16 protein-coding genes are annotated in these 25,849 nt (G+C 49.8%); 7 read left to right on the top strand and 9 right to left on the bottom strand.

Translation table 11 applies throughout. The features are described from left to right. Nucleotides 1-5 precede the first annotated feature (5 nt). Nucleotides 6-1,430, top strand: coding sequence for a hypothetical protein (locus tag H6F86_RS01840; RefSeq protein ID WP_190446399.1), 1,425 nt, complete (start codon nt 6-8; stop codon nt 1,428-1,430). 614 nt (nt 1,431-2,044) lie between these two features. Here H6F86_RS01840 and H6F86_RS01845 read toward each other — a convergent pair. Beyond that, nucleotides 2,045-2,233: a hypothetical protein gene (locus tag H6F86_RS01845; protein WP_190446400.1), complete on the bottom strand. Its 189-nt coding sequence runs from the start codon at nt 2,231-2,233 to the stop codon at nt 2,045-2,047. A 47-nt stretch (nt 2,234-2,280) separates the two neighbouring features. On the opposite strand from H6F86_RS01845, the gene H6F86_RS01850 reads away from it, so the two are divergent. Together H6F86_RS01850 and xseB are read left to right on the top strand one after the other, a co-directional pair. Continuing rightward, on the top strand, nt 2,281-7,323 hold the full coding sequence (locus H6F86_RS01850) for a choice-of-anchor I family protein (protein WP_199304936.1): 5,043 nt from the start codon (nt 2,281-2,283) through the stop codon (nt 7,321-7,323). Between the two features lie 147 nt (nt 7,324-7,470). After that, nucleotides 7,471-7,782 carry an exodeoxyribonuclease VII small subunit gene (gene xseB / locus H6F86_RS01855; RefSeq protein WP_347240064.1) on the top strand — a complete coding sequence of 104 codons (312 nt, stop codon included), beginning with the start codon at nt 7,471-7,473 and terminating at the stop codon, nt 7,780-7,782. A 195-nt stretch (nt 7,783-7,977) separates the two neighbouring features. Here the strand turns inward: xseB and H6F86_RS01860 are convergent, their stop codons facing one another. Next, nucleotides 7,978-9,678 (bottom strand): transglutaminase domain-containing protein, encoded by a 1,701-nt coding sequence (locus tag H6F86_RS01860; protein WP_190446401.1) that lies wholly within the window; start codon nt 9,676-9,678, stop codon nt 7,978-7,980. 351 nt (nt 9,679-10,029) lie between these two features. After that, a complete protein-coding gene (locus H6F86_RS01865; protein ID WP_190446402.1) occupies nt 10,030-10,371 on the bottom strand; it encodes a hypothetical protein in 342 nt (113 codons plus the stop codon). Nucleotides 10,372-10,701: 330 nt separating this feature from the next. Between H6F86_RS01865 and H6F86_RS01870 the strand changes: the two genes are divergently transcribed. Together H6F86_RS01870 and H6F86_RS01875 are read left to right on the top strand one after the other, a co-directional pair. Further along, nucleotides 10,702-11,901, top strand: coding sequence for a succinate--CoA ligase subunit beta (locus tag H6F86_RS01870; RefSeq protein ID WP_190446403.1), 1,200 nt, complete (start codon nt 10,702-10,704; stop codon nt 11,899-11,901). Between the two features lie 271 nt (nt 11,902-12,172). Further along, nucleotides 12,173-13,078 (top strand): CoA-binding protein, encoded by a 906-nt coding sequence (locus H6F86_RS01875; RefSeq protein WP_190446404.1) that lies wholly within the window; start codon nt 12,173-12,175, stop codon nt 13,076-13,078. An 80-nt stretch (nt 13,079-13,158) separates the two neighbouring features. On the opposite strand, the gene H6F86_RS01880 is transcribed toward H6F86_RS01875, so the two are convergent. The 6 genes from H6F86_RS01880 to H6F86_RS01905 all read right to left on the bottom strand — a co-directional run bounded on the left by H6F86_RS01880 (nt 13,159) and on the right by H6F86_RS01905 (nt 21,118). Beyond that, nucleotides 13,159-14,763, bottom strand: coding sequence for a hypothetical protein (locus H6F86_RS01880; protein ID WP_190446405.1), 1,605 nt, complete (start codon nt 14,761-14,763; stop codon nt 13,159-13,161). A gap of 205 nt (nt 14,764-14,968) precedes the next feature. Next, entirely contained in the window at nt 14,969-15,754 is a 786-nt protein-coding gene (locus H6F86_RS01885; RefSeq protein ID WP_190446406.1) for a hypothetical protein, read from the bottom strand. 207 nt (nt 15,755-15,961) lie between these two features. Beyond that, on the bottom strand, nt 15,962-17,566 hold the full coding sequence (locus H6F86_RS01890) for a hypothetical protein (RefSeq protein WP_190446407.1): 1,605 nt from the start codon (nt 17,564-17,566) through the stop codon (nt 15,962-15,964). A 109-nt stretch (nt 17,567-17,675) separates the two neighbouring features. Further along, nucleotides 17,676-18,473 (bottom strand): hypothetical protein, encoded by a 798-nt coding sequence (locus H6F86_RS01895; protein WP_190446408.1) that lies wholly within the window; start codon nt 18,471-18,473, stop codon nt 17,676-17,678. 83 nt (nt 18,474-18,556) lie between these two features. Continuing rightward, nucleotides 18,557-19,507, bottom strand: a complete 951-nt coding sequence (locus H6F86_RS01900; RefSeq protein WP_190446409.1) for an ABC transporter ATP-binding protein — start codon at nt 19,505-19,507, stop codon at nt 18,557-18,559. 387 nt (nt 19,508-19,894) lie between these two features. After that, nucleotides 19,895-21,118, bottom strand: coding sequence for a DUF790 family protein (locus tag H6F86_RS01905; protein ID WP_190446410.1), 1,224 nt, complete (start codon nt 21,116-21,118; stop codon nt 19,895-19,897). A 363-nt stretch (nt 21,119-21,481) separates the two neighbouring features. Here H6F86_RS01905 and H6F86_RS01910 point away from each other — a divergent pair, with 363 nt between their 5' ends. Together H6F86_RS01910 and H6F86_RS01915 are read left to right on the top strand one after the other, a co-directional pair. Then, nucleotides 21,482-23,407, top strand: a complete 1,926-nt coding sequence (locus H6F86_RS01910) for an alpha-amylase family glycosyl hydrolase (RefSeq protein WP_190446411.1) — start codon at nt 21,482-21,484, stop codon at nt 23,405-23,407. A 403-nt stretch (nt 23,408-23,810) separates the two neighbouring features. Further along, nucleotides 23,811-25,829, top strand: coding sequence for a TolC family protein (locus H6F86_RS01915; protein ID WP_242033316.1), 2,019 nt, complete (start codon nt 23,811-23,813; stop codon nt 25,827-25,829). Nucleotides 25,830-25,849 lie beyond the last annotated feature (20 nt).

The raw sequence follows: 25,849 nt of genomic DNA on the forward strand, positions 1-25,849 counted from the left end.
TCTACATGGTGACAGGAGCTTATCAACAGAATAAAGGTGTTGTCAAAGGAGCGACGCTTATTCTCATTGCCTATGCAACAGCATTTTTCCCCCGCATCTTAAACGCAATGGGGTTGCCTGCTCCCATCAATTTTGTCCATTTTGCAGTTGTTCCTCTTACCTGCGGCATTGTGCTTACCCAAACTAGGGTTAAAGACAAACAACAAGTTTCGGTAGCAATGTCTCTATCGGGCGGACTAGTGATCTTCCTAGCAGCGATTACGGCGAGTGCAATGTTAAATGGAGCAGCCATTATCAATATAATCTTAGATTTCCTGCTCCTAACCGAACATTTCGTTCTGTTGTTAATGATCCTATGTGTTCCGTTCTCACCAGACGGTTTAAAGCAATTCAGGAGATGGATATTAGGCTTTGGCTTTTCACATCTCTTTCTTGCTCTAGCGCAAAAAATTATGTTAGATCTACGTATTCTTAAGCATACTAGATTGACTATAGAAGATAATGTTCAAGGCGTGTTTTATCTAGCTAGTGGTGGTCATGTCGTCGCTGCAACAGTTACATTATGTTTCTGTCTTTATTACTTCATCAGCGCTAAAACTGCACCACTGTGGCTTAGATTTTTTATTGTGACTGCTGGATTTTTGCAAATTCAGTTTGCTGATGCTAAACAGGTCATGTTAGTAGCATTTGCAGCTTGGGTTCTTACAATCTTGAGCCGCTTCAAAAACATTGGTCTCACTGTGCAATATTTAGTATTAGCAGGCATAGTAATTTCTATTTTTTGGTGGTGTATTTGGAATGTAGATTTTTTCCAATACTATAGAGGTTGGATTAGACCAGAAATCTATACATCTGATGGCGATGCTACTGTTCTTAAGTTGTCCCCACTTCAAGTTATTCCAACGTACTTTGAATCTCCTCTAAATTGGCTGTTTGGGCTGGGACCAGGGCACACGATCGGACGGCTGGGGGGATGGATGATTAGAGACTATTGGAACCTTCTAGGACCATTAGGCGCAACCACCAATTCGGTTACTCAAGTTATTTGGGATAAATGGCTGAGTTCCTATCTAAACTCAAGTATGTTTTCGCCTTTTTGGGGATGGGCGGCAATCTGGGGCGATTTGGGATTTGTGGGTTTGCTCGCCTTTCTCAACCTTTGGCGTATAGTATGGCAGCGGCTTTGTCCAGATAGTTTGTCCAGGTTCATTGTCCTTAATATTCTGGTAAATGGCCTCGTCTTTACTCTTATGGAAGAACCGGGGCTTATGCTCTCTGCTGCTGTTTTAATTGGGTTGATCTGGACTGATCGCCAGCTTGCCCAACAGCAACGACAGCGGGAGCAACAGCTTGCCTACGCTATGCAAGCTGCCAGTTACTTGAGCCAGGATGACCTACTCTATCTCAACGAACTTCAGCAGCGAGAGTAACATCAACTTACGGTAGTGCCACTGTGTAGTGACAAGGCGTTTACGAAATACTATTCGCTTTTACAGTGGGGGCAGGTGAGAGTTGGGCACTGATCTGCTAGTTTGTGCTAGCTGTATATCCTCATAAACGTCTGCGATTTAGATCAATTCAAAAAGTGCTGGCTACAGCTTTCCCTTCTTAGTCCATCTCAATCTCTTAATGAAGGGGAAAGCCATAGGCAGAGGATCTTGCTTTGTAACGTGTAAAAAGGAAATTGGTATTAGAACGGCAGCAGAACCCTGCAACCTTTGAAACGTATGACAGTCGATCACTAATACAGATGGCAGCAGAAGTAGTGCCAATGGTAAACGGCTGAAACCGAGCCCTACTGCAAAGATTTGTATTACTTTACACAATCTTGATATTGAATGTCTTCTATACCACATAGCTTCGCATTAGTACTGATGCTACATTCTTAACGAAGAATGTACGTATGCGAGCAATTAGAAAGAGCACTACGCCTTACTCAAATCTTGTAAATATGCTCAGATTTCTAACCATGAGCTTTGCTTTAAGGCTTCGTGGTACGAGGAACTTAACATCACGTTTTTCTGATAAACAGGTTTAAGCGCTTTTAGCCTTCTGGCATCCCCTCAAACTCGATTTGAGGGTCATTTTTTGCGCTTACATATTCCCGTTTATTCCACGGTTTACCTGTTTTATGGCACCTGCCACTCTCAATCTGAGTGGTATCACGATCGCTGCTGACAGCATGAACCGTTCTTTTAACTCCTGATGCCTGTGCCTCTGTACTTCTGCACATTCTCTGATTACCCGCACCTCCCCAACACATGACTAGGAGATCTTCTGATGCCGCTTAGTACTGGCAGTATTGCGATCATTGGTTTCAACGCTGATGGCAACGATAATCTAGCCTTTGTGTCGCTGGCAGACATTCCGGCTGGTGAAACCATTTACTTTGAAGACAACGAGTGGAATGGCACTAGCTTCGTTGATACAAACGAGTCAGCCTTTAGCTGGATTTCAACGGCTCCTATCACGGCGGGCACGGTCGTCAGCATCGATAACATTGGTACGGGCACGATCACAGCCAGCACAGGCACAGTCGTCACTCCCGTTACTGGACGAGGCAGCAATCGAGGGCTTGCGGCTGGCGATGAGGTGCTTTATGCGTATCAGGGTACGCCAGGTACACCAACCACGTTTCTAACTGCTGTGGCAAATGGTGGTTTCAGTGCAACGAATGGACTTCTGACTGAAACCGGGCTGACGGCTGGCACAACGGCTCTTGATCTCAGCACTGTTGTTGATGATGCCGATGTTGGCGCGTATAACGGTTTGCGCAGTGGACAAACCAGCTTTAGCGGTTATTTGGCTTCCATTAACAACGCCGCAAATTGGCAAACTCAGGATGCTACAGGCGATCAAGGGATCGATGGGACAGCTCCAGATGTACCCTTTAGTACCACTGCTTTTACGTTGGGTGCTGGCGGTGGCGGTAATCCCACTGTTAGCTTGGCAGTCAGTTCCAGTACGGGCGCGGAAGCAGGGCAGACAGTGATCACGGTGACAGCAACGGCTTCCAGCGCTGTAACGGGCGATCAGACGGTAAGCTTGGGCGTGTCCGGCACGGGAATTACTGCTGGTGATTATGCGCTTAGTGCAGGCACGATCACAATTCCGAATGGTGCAACGACGGGCACTGTCACCTTTACCGTAGTGGATGATGCGATCGCCGAAGGTCCTGAAACTGCCGTCTTGACCCTCAGCAATCCCTCCGCAGGCATGACGTTGGGCAGTACCACCTCCCAAAGCATTGCGATCGCAGACAATGATGCCAGCCCGACCCAATCCGGCATTTTACAGAAGGTGGGTGGCTTTACCAGCGCGAATGGTGCCGAAATTCCAGCGTTTGATCCAGGGAGCGATCGGCTCTTTACCGTTGCCGGCAGCACCGTCGAAATTTTCAGCGTCAGCAACACTGGGGCACTCACTTTGACGGGTGCCTTAACACCAGGCTTTACGCCTTCCGCTGGCACCAATGTAATTCCCAACAGTGTGGCGGTCAAAAACGGTATTGTTGCCGTCGCCTATGCGGTGGTAGACGCAACCACCAACGCCCAGCAAACGGGACGGGTCAGCTTCTACAATGCGGCTGATGGTACCTTCTTGAATTCGGTGGCGGTTGGCTTCTTGCCCGATATGCTGACCTTTACACCCGACGGCGCGAAGGTTCTAGTTGCCAACGAAGGCGAACCAAATAGCTACGGTCAAGCGACCTCCGTTGACCCTGAAGGGTCGGTGAGCGTCATTGATTTAGCAGGTGGCGTTGCCAGTGCCACGGTGAGAAATGCCTCGTTTACCAGCTTCAACAGCCAGATTGACGCGCTGAAGGCAGCAGGGGTGAGGATTATCGGTCCAGGGGCAACAGTAGCTCAGGATGTGGAGCCAGAATATATTGCCGCTGCGCCCGATGGTCTGACTGCACAGGTGACGCTCCAAGAAAACAACGCGATCGCCATCCTCGACATTGCCAGCGCCACCATCACCCAAATCATCCCAATGGGAGTGAAAGACCATAGCCAACCGGTTAATGGGCTGGATACAAGCGATCGCGACGGCGGTATTAACATTCGCACACAGCCTGTGGTGGGTCTGTATCAGCCAGACGCGATCGCCAGCTTTACAGCGAATGGTCAGACTTACTACATCACCGCGAATGAAGGCGATGCCCGCGACTACACAGGCTTTGCGGAAGAAGTGCGAGTCGGTGCTGCGGTGCTCAATCCCACTGTGTTTACGGATGCGGCGACCTTGCAAAACGCTGCGAACCTGGGACGGCTCACCGTTTCCCGTGCCACCAGCGACAAAGATGGCGATGGCGACCTCGATCGACTTGAAGTCATTGGGGCGCGATCGTTCTCGATTCGAGATGCCAACGGTACGCTCGTGTTTGACAGCGGCGACCAGCTAGAGCAGATTACTGCAACCCTGGCACCCACGCTCTTTAACTCTGATGGCACCGCCGCCACATTTGATACTCGCAGTGACAACAAAGGCCCCGAACCAGAAGGTGTGGCGATCGGCGTGATCAACAACCGCACCTATGCCTTTATTGGGCTAGAGCGCATTGGCGATGTCGTCATTTACGAAGTCACCAATCCCAGCAAGCCCGTCTTTGTGCAATACATCAACACGCCTGAAGATGTAGCACCAGAAGGACTGACGTTCATCTCAGCAGCAGACAGCCCCACTGGGAAGCCCTTGCTGGCAACCGTAAACGAAGCCAGTAAAACCGTAGCGCTGTTTGAAATTACGCCCCCCGTGCGCATTAGCGATATTCAGGGAACCAGCCATACATCGCCGCTCAATGGTCAAACCGTGACAGGCGTTGCTGGCATCGTGACGGTGGTGCGATCGAATGGCTTCTACCTGCAAGACCCCAACCCTGACAGCAGCGATGCCACCTCTGAAGGCATCTTTGTCTTCACCTCGTCTGCACCGACCGTAAAGGTTGGCGATGCCATTCAGGTTAGCGGCATCGTCAGCGAGTTTCGCGCCGGGGGTGCATCCAGTGCCAACTTATCAACCACGCAAATTTCTAGCCCTGTCATCACCGTTGTGTCGAGCGACAATGCTTTGCCAACTGCCACGATCGTGGGTAACGGTGGACGTACCATCCCTACCAGCGTGATCAACGATGATGGAACGGGCAATATGGAAACCAGCGGCGTGTTTGACTCCGCTACCGATGGCATCGACTTCTACGAAAGCCTGGAAGGAATGCTGGTGCAGGTCAATAACCCGCTTGCGACCTCACCCACGGCAACGTTTGGCACCTCGCAGGAAATTTGGGTGCTGGCAGATAACGGTGCCAACGCGACCAGTCGTACGGCTCGTGGCGGTAGCCTGATTACAGCTAACGACTTCAACCCTGAACGCATTCAGATTGACGATCTGGACAATGCGCTGGTGTTGCCTGAGGTGAATGTGGGTGCTCAACTCAGCACGATTGCTGGAGTCGTGAATTATGACTTCAGCAACTATGAAGTCCTGGTTACTACGGCACCAACGGTTGTACAAGCATCGCCCTTGCAAAAAGAAGTGACGAATCTGGTTGGCAGCGCCACCGATTTGACGGTCGCCGCCTTCAACGTGGAAAACCTCGATCCAGGCGATGGTGCCGCGAAGTTTAATGCCCTTGCCAGCGCGATCGTCACGAACCTGAAAGCGCCAGATATTATCAATCTGGAAGAAATTCAGGATAACAACGGTCCTACAAACGATGCCATTGTGGATGCCAGTCAGACGTATCAAACCTTGATTGACGCGATCGTGGCGGCAGGTGGTCCCCGGTACGAATTCCGTCAGATCAATCCGGTGGATGACACGAATGGAGGCGAACCAGGCGGCAATATTCGCGTGGGCTTCCTGTTCAATCCCAATCGCGTCTCCTTTGTCGATCGCCCGGGCGGTGCTTCTACAACAGGGACAACCGTAACCAACGACAGCGGAAATCCTCTACTCTCTGCCAGTCCTGGTCTCATCGACCCAACCAACCCTGCGTTCAACGCCAGCCGCAAACCATTGGTCGGTGAGTTCGTCTTCAACGGACAAACGGTTTTTGTGGTTGCCAACCACTTCAACTCCAAAGGCGGCGATCAGCCATTGTTTGGGCGCTTTCAGCCACCGACTCTCACTAGCGAAGCCCAGCGGCTTCAGCAGGCGGCGATCGTCAAAAACTTTGTGCAAAGCGTGCTGGCTGTAAACCCCAACGCTAACGTCGTCGTAGCAGGTGACTTGAATGACTTCGAGTTTTCCGCCCCAGTCAACCTGGTAGAAAGCGCCAGTCTGGCCAATTTGATCGAAACTCTGCCTGCCAATGAGCGCTATACCTACAACTTTGAAGGTAACGCTCAGACGCTTGACCACATTCTAGTGAGCGGCAATTTGTTAAATCAACTCAATGGGTATGATGTCGTTCACTTCAACTCAGAGTTTGCTGACCAGATTAGCGACCACGATCCCTCTGTTGCCCGGTTCCGGTTTAACAGTGCCCCGACTACTCTTGCTTTGAGCACCACCAGCATTGATGAGAATGTTCCAGCCAATACGCTGATTGGCAATTTCACCACAGCCGATCCTGATCCAGGTAATACCTTCACCTATAGTTTGGTTGCTGGTGCAGGCGATAGCGGTAATAGTGCCTTCACAATCAACAGCAATCAACTGCAAATCAACCTTTCGCCCGATTTTGAAACGACTTCTAGCTACAGCATTCGAGTGCAAACCACTGACCAGGGTGGCTTGAGTTTAGATAGCGTCTTGACCATTGCCATCAACGACATCAACGAAATCTTTGGCGATGCTCGTAACAACACCATTCAAGGCACAACTGGCGTTGACACCATTTTGGGTCGTCATGGCAATGACAAGCTTTACGGTAATGGCGGCAACGACATCATCTTTGGTGAAGATGGTAACGATGAGCTATTTGGTAGCTCTGGCAATGACTACTTTGATGGTGGCTCTGGCAATGACAAAATCTATGCCTATGATGGCAACAACACTATCTTTGGTCGTGATGGCAATGACACCGTTACGGTTGGCTCTAGTATCAACTTCATTGATGGCGGACTCGGTAGCGACACTATTAACCTGAATGGTGGGCAGGATACGATCGTCCTCACACGCGGCAACGGCATTGATACCATTAACGGCTACTCTGCTGGGTCAACTCGCTTTAACTTAAGCGCGGGCTTGACGTTCAACGACCTGACGATCGTACAAGATGGCAGCCGCACCCTAATTAGTGCAGGCGACGGAAAATTAGCGTTTCTGTCTGGAGTTCAAGCCAGCAGCGTGACTGCTAGTAGCTTCCTCACTGCGTAGCATTGAGTGACTTAGCCCCCGGATACTACATCCGGGGGCTTTTTGCTGGTCTTAAGCTCGAGCGCAGAAATCTGTAGCCAACAGTTTTTGCATTGGTATAAAAACCTCTGGAATATACTAATGTTGTAGACTCTGCTCTAACTTATTGTGACCACTCCTAGAGACCTTTCTGAAACCTATATGCCTCGTCAAATGGATGGCGATCGCCTGTCAGCTACAGACTCATCATTGGCAAACTGGAATTACGAAGAAACGGTAAGGCAGATCGAAGCAATCATGGCGCAGATCGAATCTGGAGAGTTAGATCTGGCAGATGTTTTCGACCAATTCGCCGTTGCTGTAAAACATTTGCGCCAGTGCGAGGAATTTTTGGGTCAACGTCAGCAACAAATGGATCTGCTGATCGAAACGTTGCCGACTCATCGCAGTGAAAAGCAGGAAACCAGCACAGACACTTAAGACTAGAAAACTCAGCTAAACGGCTGAAAAACACTGCGTCATGAAAGTTTACACTTTCCCTATGGGCACGTTACAGCAAGAGTTTAAGGTCTGAGCAATGCTTTCATTAACGCTTTTGACGGTCATGGCTGGGTTCACAATGTATCAAGTGTTGCTACTCTCCCACAAACGGGTTTGAGCCGTTAAAGGCAGGTGTTAGTCAGATGGGGGCAGTTCGCCAAGAATGGTAAAGCGAACGTGATTAATCGCTAGTTCCCCGATCGACACATCAACGCCATCATCTTGAGTAGACATGGTTTCAAACGGAATCCCCTTACCAATTTCGGCGTGATACCAGGGCAAACCCATAAAGAACCGGGTTGGATAGGGACCGCGTTCAACAACATCATCCGGGTTCGACTCCATTGGTAGCCAGCCATAGCCCGGTACATAAAACTCAATCCAGACGTGGTTGTAGTCCGGCTCTAGCGGTACATGGTGCTGATCTGCTTTTGCAGGACATTTATAGCGTCCCACGGTACGACAGGCAATGCCATTAAGCCGTGCCAGTGCTAGCAGCACTCCAACATATTCGCCGCAGGAGCCAACGCCCCGTTCCCACACAACGTCCGGTGCATCAATGTGGGGTGTGAGGCTGTAAGAAAGGCGATCGTACACATAGTTGCGAATTTTTAAGATTTTTCGCAGTAGGTTTGTTTCGGTACCGATCGCCTCTTTCGCCGCTTGCTGAATTACAGGAGTATCCATCGCCAGTTCATCGTCATCTACTAGGTAGCGGGCGTGAAAGTCGGATGGTAGCGCTGGGACGTCATCCACATCATCTGGTGTCAAAGCATACTTAATGCCGCGCACCTCTAGCAAAGCCTTCCAGCCAAAAATCTGTCGCTCATAAGATTTCAGCCTCTCGAACTGAAAAACTGCTACACGCTGCCCATCTTGCATCTCTTCAGTAAATGGCAGACCGATCGGCTCGATCCGCAGAATTTTTTGCCGATGGGTTTCAGTGGGTAGCGCGATGCGCCATTCTAGCTTGTGGATTTCAACCTCTTCCAGGGGCAGTAGTTCTTCCGCATAGGACATCTCAACCAGGTAGCCGTTAGAGAGCGTGTAACGATCGTGAGGATGGTGCTGGATGTAAAGCGGATGGATGAAGGTGCGATCGCGAAAGGTCAGTTCTAAAGGCTCTTCTAGATTATTCGGGTTATCTCGAATGTATGGTTCCTCACCCGCATAAGACACATAGAGAACGTCATGACCACTCTCAGAATGCGGATAGAATGTTAGCCCTGTAGGAAACTCAAAGGGTGTTAGTACGCAAAACTGCTGCTCTCCAGTCGCCCGATCGAGGCAATAAACTGTTTGCTCTAAGCGATCGCAGACCCAAAGCTCTTCACCCCGCACGGTCAGGTTTTCAGCCCCTACCCCTGGCATAGGAAAACGAGTAATCAACCGACGCGACTGGCGCTCAAAAATTGAGATGTAGCCCTCTTTCTGGCTCGAAATATAAACCGTAGACTCCCACACCGCAACACCATCCACCGCATAGGGCATGGTGATAAAAAGTTGCGGTTCAAGATTGTCTAGGCTGCAAACGTAGACATTCTCTTCGCGAGCAAACCAAATACTCGTTTGCCAGACGGCAAGCCCAGTTGCCCCAACAAAGTTATCGACCTGGCACGAGTTGACCATCGTCGCGTTGTCTGTCGCCGGGTCAACTTTGAGCAGATAGCCCCGGATGGAATCTAACACGAGGAGGGCACTGTCCATTACAGCGACGCCCTGAATGGCATAGGCTCCTAAGGGGCGCACTGTGCGAGACCAAGCGTCTTGTCTAGAAAGGGGCGAGGGGATCGGAAGAGAGGGCTGAACTACCGACTGTGCGTGGCTAGTTTGCATAGTTGCAGGTTGTATTTACCATAAGACGGACTGCCGCTACCGTGGTCTACATTGTTTAGAAAACAATCAAAGAGAAACAATAGCGAACAGAGGCGATTGGACGAATAATCGGTAACAATGCTATGTCCCAATCATAAACACTATCTGCGGGCGATCTGTATCCAAACAGCTTCACAAGGGAATTATCGGCGATCGCTGACCCCTTTGGGCTTTTTAAGGGTAATTGCTAGCGCAATCGTTTATAACCGTTGCTGATCCCCTCTCACACAAACTCAGACAAAGCAAAAGGGATATACCCTTTCACCTTGCCTAAGCTTTAATTAAACTGTACGAACCACTGGACATGGGTGCTTAACCGCCATACCCAGCTTGACGCACTACGTCAGAGATTTCCTCAGCATCCTTGACGTGATGCAGCGCTTTTTGAGTGCCATCAGGCTCGTCAACCACAAAGTATGTTGGGACAACGATATGATCACCCGTAATATCAGGTGCATCAACCGCGACCTGCTGCGCTTTCTCCTCTAATGTTTTAGATTCATCAATGCGATCGCCCGGATTCACTGTTAGTGGCGCTTCGCTTTTATCTAGTATTTCTTGCTGTGCCCGTTTTTGAGCGGGATCAACTTCTTCAGGAGTCATAGGCTGGTTAATGCCCGTATCGTTGTCGTTCACCTTGGAATCGTTATTCATGACGTAACCTCTTTTACCTACTCCGTCCACATTAGAATTAAGCCGAATGAAGCTCATCCTGCTAATGGAGAAACACCGCCTATTTCGGAGGAGGTAAATCTGGATTGTGAGTCATGCAGCCTGATAGTGAAAAGTTAGTCACTTTGTCCATCTATCTGTTTTGTTGTGCCTGAGGGGCAGAGATCGCGTTTGGCTAACGAGAGTGGCTCATTGCCTTGGCAGATGCTGACCAATCGCCCTCACAAGCACTGAATTGTCAGCACAATAGAGAGAAATCGAGACAACGGTTTATCTTTGAGTCAGGGCTTTGTTCAAAAGAAAGGTGTCAGCATGGACTTGTTGGAGTATCAAGCAAAGGAATTGTTTCGCGAGATGGGTATCCCAGTACTGCCCTCTCAGCGTATCGATCGCCCTAAAGATCTCAAAGGTCTGACGATTCCTTATCCCGTAGTGCTGAAGTCGCAGGTTTATATTGGTGGGCGTGGGCGAGTCGGCGGCGTGCGTTTTGTAGAAAACACGATCGATGCTGTCGCTGCCGCGCAAACTATTTTCAACCTGCCGATTATGGGCGAGTACCCAAAGGTGCTGCTAGCCGAAGCAAAGTATGATTCGGAGCGCGAGTTTTATCTAGCGGTTGTCTTGAATCGATCGATTTGTCGTCCGGTCTTATTAGGTTCTCAGCAAGGCGGCATTGATGTGCAGACAGCGCTGGAGCAAATGCAGCATGTTGTTGTCGATCAAGATTTTTCGCCCTTTTATGCCCGCCGCTTAGCGCTCAAGATGGGCTTGCAGGGTGCACTCATTGAATCAGTGAGCGCCATGCTCGAAAAGATGTATCGGCTTTTTGTGCAGCATGACTTAGATCTAGTAGAGATTAATCCGCTTGGTGTGACTGCCACTGGTGATGTGATGGCACTAGACGGCAAAATTACTGTGAATGATGATGCACTGGCGCGACATCCAGCCTTAGCGGCTCTTATTGCTAAGTCAGACGGTAACCAGCCTGGTCATCTGAGTCGATCGCCAGTCACGATCGAACCAGATGGTCAGATTGGGCTTTTGTGTAATGGGGCAGGGCTAACAATGGCAACGATGGATGCAGTAGCTCAAGCCGGTGGCAAACCAGCTATCTTTCTTAACATTGGTGGTGAAACCCAATGGGATGCGTCGCCTACGACCCTGCGTGAACAGTTAGAACATGGTCTAGAGCAGATGCTTCAGACGAAACAGGTGCGGGTATTATTGATTAATCTGGTCAGTGGTTTGATTCCCTGTGATGAGATTGCGGCCGTTATTGCTCAATCGTTGCTGAGCCGAGTACGGAAGCCCCGCAGCATAAGCGAGATCAGTCCCGAAGCGCTGATTGCTCACACCGTGCGCTTTCCTCAACTGGTTGTACGACTGGTGGGGCGCGATCGCGATCGTGCACAAGCACGTCTAGAAGCAGTGCAAATTCCGTTAGTTGAAAGCCTTAACGAGGCTGTTACTCAAGCTGTAACGCTGTCGAAAGCGGCAGTACGCAATTCATAAAAGACAAAAGGCAGAATTAACTTAAACGCTCTAATGGCACTTAACGCTTTTGGCAGATCAGAAACGCGAAGCGAATCTAAAGGACGTAGCGCTACTCAAAACTTGTATCCTTAAACCTCTCCCTCCTTACCCCTGCCCCTTCCTTCCCAAGTGATTTCCCCTCAGCAAAATTGCTGTACTGTTACTTGAGTAGCAGCAACATTCGCTTTTCTCTTGCATTCTGGCTAGTATTAGTTTTCTTGTGCTGCGATCGTTTCAGTGATCATCGGTTATGAATTTCTTACCAGACAGCAAAGTCTTGATACAGGGTGTTGTCGAACCATTGGGTGCGACGTATGCGCCACTTATGCGGGCGTACGGCACCAATGTAGTTGCAGGGGTTAGCCCAGGTTATGGCGGCACAGTGCAGCAAGACATTCGTGTGTTCGACATGGTCGAGCAAGCGCTGGCGATCGTCGGTCCGGTTGATTCGACCGTCATTTTTGTGCCGCCGTATGCAGCACTAGACGCAGCACTAGAAGCGATCGCGGCTGGCATTCGTCAAATTGTGCTGATTACAGAAGGCATTCCGCCGCTGGATATGGTTAGCTTGCTGTGCAAAGCCGAAGCCACAGAAACATTGATTGTTGGTCCCAACAGTCCTGGCATCATTATTCCGGGTCAACTGTTAATGGGGCTTCATCCGGGCGAGTTTTATACACCTGGACCTGTTGGTTTGATTAGTCGTAGCGGTACACTAACGTATGAAATTGCGCTAGAGCTAACGCAAGCAGGCTTAGGGCAGTCGATCGGCGTTTGTATTGGCGGCGATGCGATCGTCGGCTCATCTTTTCCACAGTGGCTCCAGATTTTGGACGAAGATGAAAATACAGAAGTGATTGTGCTGGTAGGCGAAATTGGTGGCGACAGCGAAGAAGCTGCTGCACACTATATTGCTGAGGCGATCGACAAACCTGTAATTGCTTATGTTGCTGGACGTACTGCGCCCAAAGGTAGACGTATGGGGCACGCTGGAGCCATTATTAACGCCCAGGTTTCTGAACTAGGTCCTGAAACAGGTACAGCCGATAGCAAAATCAATGCCTTTCGGCGTGCCAAAATTCCGGTCGCTGATCTTCCCTGGCAAATTCCTGATCTGGTGAAGAAAGCGCTGAAGCTAACCACGAGAAAAAGCTGAAATTGAAAGTATAAAGGCTGAAGGGTAGAAGATGGATTCTATCCTTCAGCCTTTATACCTTAGAGCTTTCTACTTTGGAGCTAGCCTCTACTTGCTGCTAGCAATGCTTTCATCTCCGACTCGCCTGCCCGTTTTAGCTGACGAGTGAGGCGCAAAGACAGCAAACTCAAGATGCCAAGATGACCCAGGAAGGCAGTGAAGGCAGTCGTCATTGAGACACCCTGCTGAAACGTTGCAAAGGCACCAAATGGGAATAGCCACGTTAGCGGCACTTTACTGTAGGAAACTCCCAAGATGGCAAACATTACTGGTGGCAGAATTCCCACAGCAGCAACCGTACCTGCTGCCCAGACTGCCCGTTTCGGCGACTTCATAAACATCATTAGTTGAGCGATCGCGGCACAAATAAGTGTGAACGTACTACCCAGAATAATTGTTACTAACCCTTCCCGTGGGGAACTGTTAGGACGGCTCCAACTAAGCACCCAAGGAGTGACAACAATGGCTGTGATCAGCAGGTTAAGCGTGATCGCCACCAATGCTGGACTCTTCTCACTCCACAGCAAGTCTTTGACAATCGAGCGGCTCCAAAACTGCTTGGCGCTGGTAACCCGCTCCCGTCGGTACCGCGCCCAATCGATTAACATCTGCCGCTGCGGGGTAAGTGCTGCAAAAAGCACCATATACCACAGCAGATTGAAAAAGCCCAGCCCGATCAAATCGTAAAAGGGGTGCTCGTAGGTTTGAAGATCCCGGAAGACAAACCCGATCAGCCAGACCTCAAAGCAAAGCGTCATACCGTAACTCTGTCTTTTGCTTAACAGCGTCAAATCAGGATTACGGAAGCGACGGTTGACTGCCTGCCACAGCCCGTAGGTGCCAGTTCCCAACGTCAGCAATGCAAAGGTAAGCGCAGTAGTACGGCTGCCGTTAATTAAAAAGTAAAACCATTGTAGGCGCAGACTGGAGTCTGACCAGGAGTGCCACAGTTGGTAGAAGAGCGTGTAGCTCATCCAAACCACCACTGCTCCTGTCCAACCCTGCACGCCACCCATCAGCGCATACAGCAAGGCGGCAGTGTAGCAAAAGGCGCAAACAGCCGTCGTTAAAAGGTAGAAGCTGAGAACATCGCTAATTGGCATTCCGGCTGCGATCGCAGCCAGCCCATGCAGCGGCAACGCCAACAACACCGCCAAATAAGGTACAGCAGGTACGCCCAAAAGCTTGCCAAGCAGGATCTTCTGGCTAGTTTGTGGGCTTAAGCGAATGAAGTTCAGCGTGCCGCGGCGCTCTTCCTTCCCTAAGTCACCAATGAGCAAATACACCCCTGCAATCAACAGCACAAACGGCAAGACCCAGGAGATTGCCTGAAACACATCGAACCACCAGCGTTGCCAATTCACTAGGGGATTACCCAGTGAATCGTAAAGACACTTGAGCGAACGGTAGCTCCCTTCGCCTGTACAGTACGCGTTGTGATCAACATACAAGTCATCTGTATAAGTGTTGAGATTTGACGACCGTGCAACAGGCAGTACGCTCCAAAAAAACAGCAGCACGAAGAGCTGAGTTATAAGTGATCCCAGAACCGTGAGAAGAACATGATGGCGCTTCAAGCGTCCTTTGAGTTCTCGGAAGACCTGGGGATTCCAATCGCTGAATTTATGTAGCCAGTTAAGTGCCATACAAATGAATGCTCCAGGTTAAAAGGCGAGGGTCTAGAAGGTACGACAGTTGGTTTCAGAGAAATAGCACGGTCTTGAGCTATCGGTAGAGAAAACTGTTTATGAAACGGGCTTCATATCATTAGAACTGTCCATGTGCTAGGGGATGTTTTAAGGAGACTGTTACTGACGTAGGTGTGACAGCTTGGATTAAAAAGTTTTATGTTTAACGACGCAGCGGTGGCAGGTGAAAGCGGTGAATGCAGCCCGACCACAAACCAAACGACAGTAAGGCAAACGTAACCAACAAAAAGTTGAAGAAAAAACATGGCTCGAAGGACGCGATGAAGACGCTATCTTGAGGAACATTTTCGTGTAGATTGAAGTACCTTCCGTAGAAGCTAAACAGCCAGAGCAAAAAGTAAATGAAGCAGGGAATGGGTAAGATGTAAGAGATTTGCGCTTTGGCTCCCCAACCTAAGGCATGAAAAGTTGCAAAAGCATAGACAAAGCTACAAGAAGTGGCTACAAGTGCGTATACATTAGCGATCGTCCACAGCGACAGCCCTGCATTAATAGCTGCCCAAAAATGAAGAGGGATGGCAAGCGCGATCGCTGCGTACAACAAGATTGGCACACCCAGCAGCTTACCCAGCAGAACACTTTGAGCAGACTCTGGACTCAAGCGCACAAAGGCTAGAGTACCTCGCCGTTCCTCCTTGGCAATATCCCCCACCAATAGGTAGCTGCCCAAGAACAATAGGAGCAGTAGTGCAATCCAGGTCGTCGTATTGAAAATGTCAAACCACCAACTGCGCCACATCATGTTACTCTCGCTCGTTTCAGCATAAGCTGAGCCAAGACGTCGCCAGTTGTAGCCCACGATCAGAAGCTGAGTTACTAGCGATAGAGCCAGCGTCACCAGCATATTACGCCGCTTTACACGTCCTTTGATTTCCCGCAGGAATTGGGGATTGCGATCGCTCAGTTGCGTCAGCCAGTGAGACAGCATTGATGTCAAGGATTGAAGGACAAGAACGTTTTGAGTTTAGATAAGTAGGAGGGCTAAATTAAGCACTACTGAGGGACCGGGTTTCGACTGCGCTCAACTCGCTGACATATAGGGCTAAGAGCATTGAGACTTCGGCGTGAGCGCTCAGTCGAACGCGGGGTCGAAATGCAGCTTATCAATCATTACGCCCAGCTACTTACTTTGGAGCTAGCCCCTACTTGCTGCTAGTAATGCCTTCATCTCTGACTCGCCTGCCCGCTTTAGCTGACGAGTGAGGCGCAAAGACAGCAAACTCAAGATGCCAAGATGACCCAGGAAGGCAGTGAAGGCAGTCGTTATTGAGACACCTTGCTGAAACACTGTAAAGGCACCGATGGAGAACAGCCATGCTAGCGGTACTTCGGTGTAGGAAAACTGCAAGACAGTAAGCGCGACTGGCGGCAGAATCACTACAGCGGTAACCGTGCTTGCTGCCCAGACTGCCCGTTTCGGCGACTTCATAAACATCATTAGTTGAGCGATCGCAGCACAAATAAGCGTGAACGTACTACCCAGGACAATGGTCGCTAGCCCTTGTCGTGGACTGCTATAACGTTGCCAACTAAGTATCCAGGGTACGACCACTACAGCCGCAATCAGCAGGTTGAGTGCGATCGCCACCAGCGCTGGGCTCTTCTCATTCCACAGCAAGTCTTTGACAATCGAGCGACTCCAAAACTGCTTGGCGCTGGTAACTCGCTCCCGCCGATACCGCGCCCAATCGATTAGCATCTGCCGCTGCGGGGTAAGTGCTGCAAAAAGCACCATAAACCACAGCAGATTGCAAAAGCCCAACCAGATTAAATACTCAAAAGGGCGATCGTAGTTTGTAAAATTCTGGAAGACAAACCCAATCAGCCAAACTTCTAAGCAAAGTGTCATGCCGTAACTCTGTCTTTTGCTTAACAGCGTCAGCTCAGGATGACGGAAGCGACGGTTGACCGCTTGCCACAGCCCGTAGGTGCCAGTTCCCAACGTCAGCAATGCAAAGGCAAGCGCAGTGGTACGGCTGCCGTTAATTAAGAAGTAAAACCATTGCAGGCGCAGAGTCGGATTTGACCAAGAAGATTCCCACGATGCCCAAGAGTGCCACAGTTGATAGAAGAGCGTGTAGCTCATCCAAATCACCACTGCTCCTGTCCAACCCTGCACGCCACCCATCAGCGCATACAGCAAGGCGGCTGTGTAGCAAAAGGCGCAAACAGCCGTCGTTAAAAGGTAGAAGCTGAGAACATCGCTAATTGGCATTCCGGCTGCGATCGCAGCCAGCCCATGCAGCGGCAACGCCAACAACACCGCCAAATAAGGTACAGCGGGCACTCCCAATAGCTTGCCAAGCAGAATCTTCTGGCTAGTTTGTGGGCTTAAGCGAATGAAGTTCAGCGTGCCGCGGCGCTCTTCCTTCCCTAAGTCACCAATGAGCAAATACACCCCTGCAATCAGCAGCACAAAGGGCAAGACCCAGGAGATTGCCTGAAACACATCGAACCACCAGCGTTGCCAATTCACTATGGGATTACCCAGTGAATCGTAAAGACATTCAAACCAGCGATAGCTCCCCTTGCCTGTGCAGTACGCGTTGTGGTGGTCATCCCCTATCACGGCTGGTCGTGCAACAGGCAGCGTGCTCCAAAAACATAGCAGCACGAAGATCTGAGTTGTCAGTGATCCTAGAACAGTGAGAAGAACATTACGGCGCTTCAAGCGTCCTTTGAGTTCCCGGAAGACCTGGGGATTCCAATCGCTGAATTTATGCAGCCAGTTAAGTGTCATACGATGAATGCTCCAGGTTAAAAGGCAATGAGGGTAAGAGAAAGTTTTGAGCTTTGAGGTTTAAGTAAAGACAGTTAGATGAAGCAATAAATGTCAAAAGCGGTAAAATTCAGCGGCGTAGCGGTGGGTGATGAAAGCGCTTTATACTCTCCCACCACATGCTGAACGTCAGCACCACCATTGCTGTCACTAGAACGCTGACAGCAATGAAAAAGCCGCTTCCTAGGTTGAAGTAACCCGTTGCAGCCATAAATTGACTGTGTGCATGATACTGATACTTGAAACTTCCATAAACGCTTAGTAGCGAGAGCAAAAAGTAGATGATGCAGGGAACAGGTAAGACATACCAGAATTGCGCCTGAGCACCCCAACCCAAACTATGAAGCAAGGTGAAACTAAAGACAAAGCTACAAGAAGCGACTGCCAGTAGGTAGACGCTAGCGATCAGTAACAGCGATAATCCTGCATTGTTTGCTGCCCAGAGGTGCAAAGGAAGGGCAGAAGCGATCGCCCCGTACAATAAGATCGGCACACCCAGCAGCTTACCCAGCAGAACACTTTGAGCAGACTCTGGGCTTAAGCGCACAAAGTCTAGTGTGCCTCGCCGCTCTTCCTGTGCAATGTCATTCACTAACAAGTAGCTGCCCAAGAACAGTAGGAGCAGTAGTGCAATCCAAGTCGTTGTATTGCAAATGTCGAACCACCAAAGGCGCCACATCATGTTACTCTCGCTCGTTTCAGCATAAGCTGAGCCAAGACGTCGCCAGTTGTAGCCCATAATCAGAAGCTGCGTTACTAGCGATAGCGCCAACGTCACCAGCACCTGACGCCGTGTGACACGCCCTTTGATTTCTCGCAGAAGTTGGGGGTTGCGATCGCTCAGTTGCGTCAGCCAGTGAGACAGCATTGATGTAAAAGATAAAAGGACAAAGAAGAACGTTTCGAGTTGAGATTGAAGGTTCTACTAACTTCTGACTGCTAAAAGCACTGTTACGACGTTTGCTGATGCCCCATTTTGAGAAAGATACTTTCCAGGCTTTCTTGCGTGCGGTGAAAATCAGTGAGAGGAATGCCGGCGGTGATGAGCGATCGCAGCAGCGCAGCCGATTCCTGTACATCACCAGAAAAGTGAACACAAAGGCTCTGGGCATCTGCCAAAACTTCTATGCCTTCAACTTGTGGGCAGTTGTTTAACTCTGCCTTCAGTGCCCCCAGATTGCCCATTGTCGCCACTACGATTTGCTGACGACTAAGGCGCTGGTACAAATTTTCAAGCGAGGCACTTTCAACCAAAAAGCCCAGCTCCATGATTCCAACGGACGTGCAAAGTTCTTCCAAATCGCTTAAGACGTGCGATGAAATCAGGATCGTCATGCCCGCTTCTTGCAACACTTTGATAATTTCGCGAAACTGAACACGGGCGATCGGGTCTAGCCCTGATACTGGTTCATCTAGTAACAGCAGTACTGGCTCATGGATGATTGTGCGTGCAAGGCTCAGTCGCTGCTTCATCCCCCGTGAAAGGGTCGCAATCAAACTCTGGCGCTTGTGCGTGAGCTGTACCAGTTCCAGCACCTCTTTCAATCGTCGGCTGCGTTTGGGCTCGGTTAGCCGATAGAGCCGTGCAAAGTAATCGAGATAATCCCAAACGGTCAAGTCGTCATAAAGCGGAAAGTCGTCCGGCAGATAGCCAAGCTGTCGCTTCAGGTTTGGGTTGTCGCGATCGCGTACCAGTGGCTCACCATTGATATAAATTTCGCCTACGGTTGGCTCTTCTGCCGTTGCCAGCATCCGAATCAGCGTCGTCTTACCCGCGCCATTGGGACCGATCAAGCCATAGACTTCACCTGCCTGCACTTGTAAATCAACATCGTTGACGGCAATCTGCCGCTCAAACTGTTTTGTTAGCCCACGGGTAGAGATCGCAAGTTGTTGGGGCATGAGAGAGAGGGGTAATAGGGTGAGGAGAGAAGGAGAGGCTTGAAGGTAATGACTGACTGCTAGCTGCTGCCTTCTACCGTTCTCAAAAGTTACTCGCTAGCCTAGCTTCTCCCTACATGCTTTGGCAGTAGCATTTCGGAAACTGAAACGAAAACGTAAAAGAACACTTCTTTAAGCCGTAGCAGGGTGCCACAAAACGAGGGAGTAGCCATGCTCAGTCGTTCAACTTCGCTTTATAGTGATGCACACAGTCCCCACGGCTCGAAGCTAATGGCTCCACTTTTTGAAAACTTAGAATGCTTGACGAATTAAGCTACAGCAGGTTGCAAATACTCCCAGTTTCTTCAACACAAAGATTCTTCAGCACAAAAACCTGCCGCTGTGCCCTTAAAGTTTAGCCAGCAACTCCAGCACGGCTTTAGGCATTAATTGATCTTTAAACCAGACAACTCGTGCGGAAAGGTCACTGCTTTTAACGCCTGCTTTTTCCAGATTTAACCGTTCTGAGATTGCCAAAATCAGATCATCGCGCCCTGATTGGCGTACCTGAGAGAACTTCTTCTTGAGATAGTCGGGTCGCCAATAGCCTACGATTTCGAGCAGAAACGTGCGCCCATCCGGATGCACGAGGCGAAAATCGGGAATCATCACGCTGCCAGGAATGGGGATTAGATCGACTTCTCGTTCAAGCTGCCACTCGGTTTTTGCTTTTGACCACCGATCAACAAAACCAGCTTCCAGCATACTGTCATAGGTTTTACCGGGGGGGTAGTGCGTTACTAAGTCGCAGTCTGCGTTGAGGGTAAAGCGTCCCGATCGCAGTTCGCCAGAATACGTCTCTCGCTGTTGCAGAGTGGCGCTAAGGCTCCATTTGGTCACGTGCAATAAGGCTGGCAGCATCATTGCTAGCTTTAGCCCATAGCGTGTATTTGGTTTGAAAAGGCTAGTAGGACCATCGATCGTCAGCGTAAAGCCATGATCCGCGTCACCTTCAATGTAGGTCATTAGGCGAAACAGCTTGAGATAGCGAAACAGCAGTTTGTATTCGCCAGGATCATTACGATGCGCGTTAATAGTGACGTGGCTGGCGCGATAGAAAATACCTTGCACTTGCGACAGATTATAACGATGCAGTAATGCTTCTGCTGTTGGTGCTTCAAAGCTGGTCAAAATTTGGTTTTCGGTTAGGTCGGCATACAGTCCCGTTTGAATATGTGCGGGCAAAATATCCTGCCCCAGCTCTTGAGTAAGGCTTGCAGCAAGCTGCTCCAGCGTTACTTGTGTGGCTGTAGAGCCGCCTGCTCGTTGTGCTGAGAGCGCAAAGACTCGCTGGCGCAACATGGGAGGGTCAAGCGGACTAATCGTTTCAAAACGGCTAAAGGTGTCACTGGTTAGCAAATGAGCAAGACCACGCTTAATCCGGTAGTCAGTACTTTCACCTTCTAACGCTTGCAGTTGCTGATTGAGTGCGCCTCTGGTGCCAGCTTTAGCATTCTGAAAAAGGGTGATCACGTCATTGGCGATCGCCAGATTTGGTGCCGCGATCGTCAACCGTTTGGGTACAATTTCCTCGCCACTATAACGATGAATGAGCAAATCGGTTGGTAACATCCGCAGGTTTTATACCCTTAGGGGCATGAACAGTAGAGAACTACTACCCAAGTTAGATACCAAAACGCAGAGACAGGTATTAACTTTTATATAGTTTAGCTGAGCGGTTTTTGCAGCCTAGCTAAGAACTAGCTTTGCTGGCTGCACGCTTAGACGAAGCTGAATGCTGTAAATGGCGATCGCCCAACTGTCGGCGAGAAGGCTTTTACTGCTGCTTCTGACTATCCGTTCATAAGCGTTGTCAATTGCGGGTTTCAAATATAAAGGTTGTCAACATCAGAGTTAAACAGACAGTTTTAGATAAATCACTCTAAACAACTGCCCCTAAGTGACTGGCTCTTATTAGTAGGCTCTCAACGAATTATGGTAGCAACTCCTCCGTCAGGCTCTCGCACTCAGTACGAAACGGATGACAACCAAGAAAAAGCCGTATCGCTAGTCTCGGAAGCCCGCCAAGACACCGAAATTGATCTGGAATTTCTTTACACTCGCGATATAGAGTTCCGTCAAGAAACGCTCTACTTCATAGTGGTCGATCGCTTTCACGATGGCGATCCTGAAAACAACGAAGGACCCAATCCAGAGCTTTTTGATCCTGAACGGCAAGACTGGGGTAAATATTGGGGCGGTGATTTACAAGGCATCATTGACAAGCTTGATTACCTTAAAAATTTAGGTGTGACCGCGCTCTGGTTAACGCCTTTGTTTGAGCAGGTGGAAGCGCTCTTTGTAGACAACGCTGCCATGCATGGCTACTGGACGCGAGACTTCAAGCGCCTCAACCCACGCTACATCGGTAAGGGCGAAGACCCGTCATTGAACCGCACTCAAGAGCAAAAAAATACGACTTTCGATCGCCTCATTGAAGAGCTACACAAGCGCAACATGAAGCTGATCCTTGACATCGTTTGCAACCACAGCAACCCCGACTTCAGCGGTAAAAAGGGCGAACTTTATGATGATGGTGTCAAGATTGCTGACTTTAACGATGACAAAAACGGCTGGTATCACCACTATGGCGAAGTCACAGACTGGGAAGACGAGTGGCAAGTGCAAAACTGTGAACTGTCTGGGCTAGCTACCTTTAACGAAAACAACAGCGACTATCGCGCTTATATCAAAGCAGCCATTAAGCAATGGCTCGATCGCGGGGTCGATGCCCTACGTATCGATACCGTTAAACATATGCCCATCTGGTTCTGGCAGGAGTTTAACGCCGATATCCAGAGTTATCGACCGGATGTCTTTACTTTTGGCGAGTGGATTTATAATCATCCCTCGGACGATCGCTCCGTTGAATATGCCAATCAGTCTGGCATGACGCTGCTTGACTTTGGCTTATGTGTTGCCATCCGCGCCGCACTGGGACAGGGAGCCGAAGGTGGGTTTCATCTGGTTCAGGAGATCTTTGACCTGGATTACCGCTACTTCAGGGCAAACGAGTTAGTCACGTTTGTCGGCAACCACGATATGCCCCGGTTTCAGTCCTTAAATGCTGATCCAGACATACTGAGGGTAGCCATTACGCTGATCATGACCAGTCGTGGCATTCCTTGCATTTATTACGGCACAGAACAGTATCTCCACGACGATACCAACGGGGGCAATGATCCTTATAACCGTCCCATGATGACGCAGTGGGACACTGATACTGAAATGTATCGCTTGATCCGCTTACTCTCTGGTCTGCGTCGTTTGAATCCTGCTGTGTCCATGGGAGGGCATTGGCAGAAGCACCTTGAACCTGATGTGTATTGCTATGCCAGACGGTATCGCGACTCCATTTGTTTTGTCGCGCTCAACCGGGGTGAGACTGCAACGATCGCCAACGTTGAGACGGAATTACCAGATGGTGAGCATACCTGCGTCCTGACCCGCAATAAGTTTGAGGTGAGTCATGGCAAGATTCACAACCTGGAGATTCCCACCCGCAGCGCGATCGTCATCAGCCATGTCGGTGAACGGGTTAAAGGTCAAACGATCGTGCGTGTCCAGCTTAACGGTGTCCAGACCCAACCAGGCGAAACGATCGTCGTTACCGGTGACTGTCCTGAACTGGGCAATTGGGATATTTCCAAGGCTTACCCGCTGGAATACATCAACACCAACACCTGGTTTACTGAAATTCCTTTTAATGAAAGCGTTGGCAAAATGGTCACTTATAAGTACGCCATGTGGCGCGATGGTCATGCACCACTACGTGAAAATTTAGTCGCTCGTCGCTGGGTCATTGCAAACGAAGGAACCGTTAAATGGCGTGATGTGTGGGCATCAGGGGTCGAGTTTTGAACTGTAGCCAGCGTTTCTGGGTTTACCGCTTACTTAAATATTGCAGTTGCTCGACAGATCACCCGGTTAGGTGACGCTAGTGGATGAAGTAATAGTGAACCACTTGCCCGTAAGGTGAGTCCAAGCTAACGACGTTGTAAGGTAAGTCCAAGTTAACGACGTTACTTTGTTGCGCTAAAAATTATCTCTGTTCAGGCAGTTTCGGTCTCAAAGTCTTGTCACACGGTTCTTTAACTATGCTTTTAGTTCGCGTCCGTATACTACACTCCTGAAGTTAGGATGACTTTACTTTTTAAAACAAGATGGCTTTGCCAATTTGATCAGTAAGCGGCTATTCTGCATAAGGCTGCTCCTCGACCGATGCCATCCAAAAGTTTTTCGACTGCAAGCTAGCAAGAAACGTATGCAACCTTCTCGTCATTTGTTCGTTATGGGTGTGGGAGTTCTAGTTGTCCTTAGTGGTATGCCACCGGGTTTATCAGAGCCAACTCCTAACCAAGCCCCGACTGCTTCTAAAAGCGATAAACTACAGCCAATATCACTACCAGAAACGACAGTTTCCTCAGAGTCAGCTAGCCACAGTCCACCTAAACCTACTGCGGCTAAACCAGTGCCGTCTAAAGTGGTAGTCGCTCCAGTTGTACCCAAGACAATAAGCACTAGAGGCAGTGCTCCTACGAAAGACAGTACCCTTGCGATTAGCCGACAGCAGCCTGCGATCGCACAAACCGCAGCGGTGACCAATGTTAAGCAGCCTGCGATCGCGCAAGCCACTCCCTCACCAGCGCCTAACCTTGCACCAGCGCCTGGTGGTACTCCCTCACCAGCGCCCACCCCTACACCAGTGCCTGGTGGCATCACGCAGCCTCCGCTTTCAACCCCAGATCCAGGTCCTTCACGACCGTTAGGTCCTGCCAAACCTGGTAAGGCACCCGACTACCTAAACCCAGATCCAAACCCGCTGAGTTTTCCCACTAAGCCAGAGGAAGTAAGACTTCGAGGTATTCAGCCGATTACCCTGCAACAGGCGATCGAGCTAGCACAGCGTAACAATCGCAGCCTTCAAGTTAGCCGCTTACAGTTGGAACGCAGCAGAGCGGCGTTACGGGAGTCTCAAGCAGCGAACTTTCCAACCTTGAGCGCACAAACTAGCTTAGGTCGTTCTCAATCAGCCAGCGGTGGTGGTCAGAATAACAATGCGTTGTCACAACTGTTGGGTCGTCAAACCAACACCGACAGCCCAGTTAACAATACCTTTAGTGCCTCAGCAACGCTAAGTTATGACATTTTCACCTCGGGTCGTCGTCCAGCAACGATTCGAGCCGCTGAGAGGCAGCTACGATCAGATGAACTTCAGGTCGAAATTAATCAAGAGCAATTACGGTTTGACGTTGCAGGCGATTACTACAACTTGCAGCAGAACGATGAAGCTGTTCGCATTCAGCAAGCCTCAGTACGAAATAATGAAGCCAGTTTGCGCGATACATTGGCATTAGAACGCGCAGGGCTAGGCACTCGTTTTGATGTCTTACAGTCTCAAGTGCAGTTAGCGAACGCGCGCCAGAACCTTACAAACGCGATCGCACAACAGCAGATCTCTCGGCGACAACTCGCGCAACGGTTAAGCCTTTCACCTGCGGTCGACCTGGCAGCGGCTGATCCAGTGGATGTTGCCGGTGAGTGGAATCTGTCTCTGGAGGAAAGCATTGTCTTAGCGCTGAAAAATCGTGCCGAGCTAGAGCAACAGCTTGTGCAGCGAGAGCAGGCGCAGCAGCAGCGTCGAGCTGCCCTAGCAACTCTGAAACCCAATGTGACCGCGCAAGCACAGTATTCACTTGCGGATAACTTAAACGACGACATTCGTATTGGTGATGGCTACGCCTTTCAATTAGGAGCAAACTGGACCCTCTTTGATGGCGGTGCAGCGGTTGCTCAGGCACGGCAGGCAGAAGCAAATATTGCGATCGCAGAACAGACGTTTGCCGATCAAAGTAATCAAGTACGCTTTGCCGTTGAGCAAGGCTATGCCAACTTGCTCTCTAATTTTGAAAATATTGGCACTACAACCCAAGCCCTGGGGCAAGCGCAGGAAGCATTACGTCTAGCGCGCCTACGCTTTCAGGCTGGGGTTGGTACTTCCACTGATGTAATCAATGCTGAAAACGCTTTAACTAACGCCGAGGGTAACCGGGTAAACGCCGTCATTGGCTATAACCGATCGCTGTCATCACTCCAGCGAGCTGTGACCAATCTACCGATCGCTACTGGTGCCACAACTCCAAGTCTTGCTTCACCGGGCGGCAGAACGCCTTCTAATCCATCTGTTCCCAACACATCTAGCCCAAATACAACACCAACGACAACACCAATACCTGACAGCTCTACTCCTAATTCGTCTCCCCCTGCTACCCAAACGCCTTGATTTTTCTGCTTTTGTTAGAC

Source organism: Phormidium sp. FACHB-592 (genome assembly GCF_014695795.1).
In the GTDB taxonomy this organism is placed as follows: domain Bacteria; phylum Cyanobacteriota; class Cyanobacteriia; order Leptolyngbyales; family Leptolyngbyaceae; genus Stenomitos.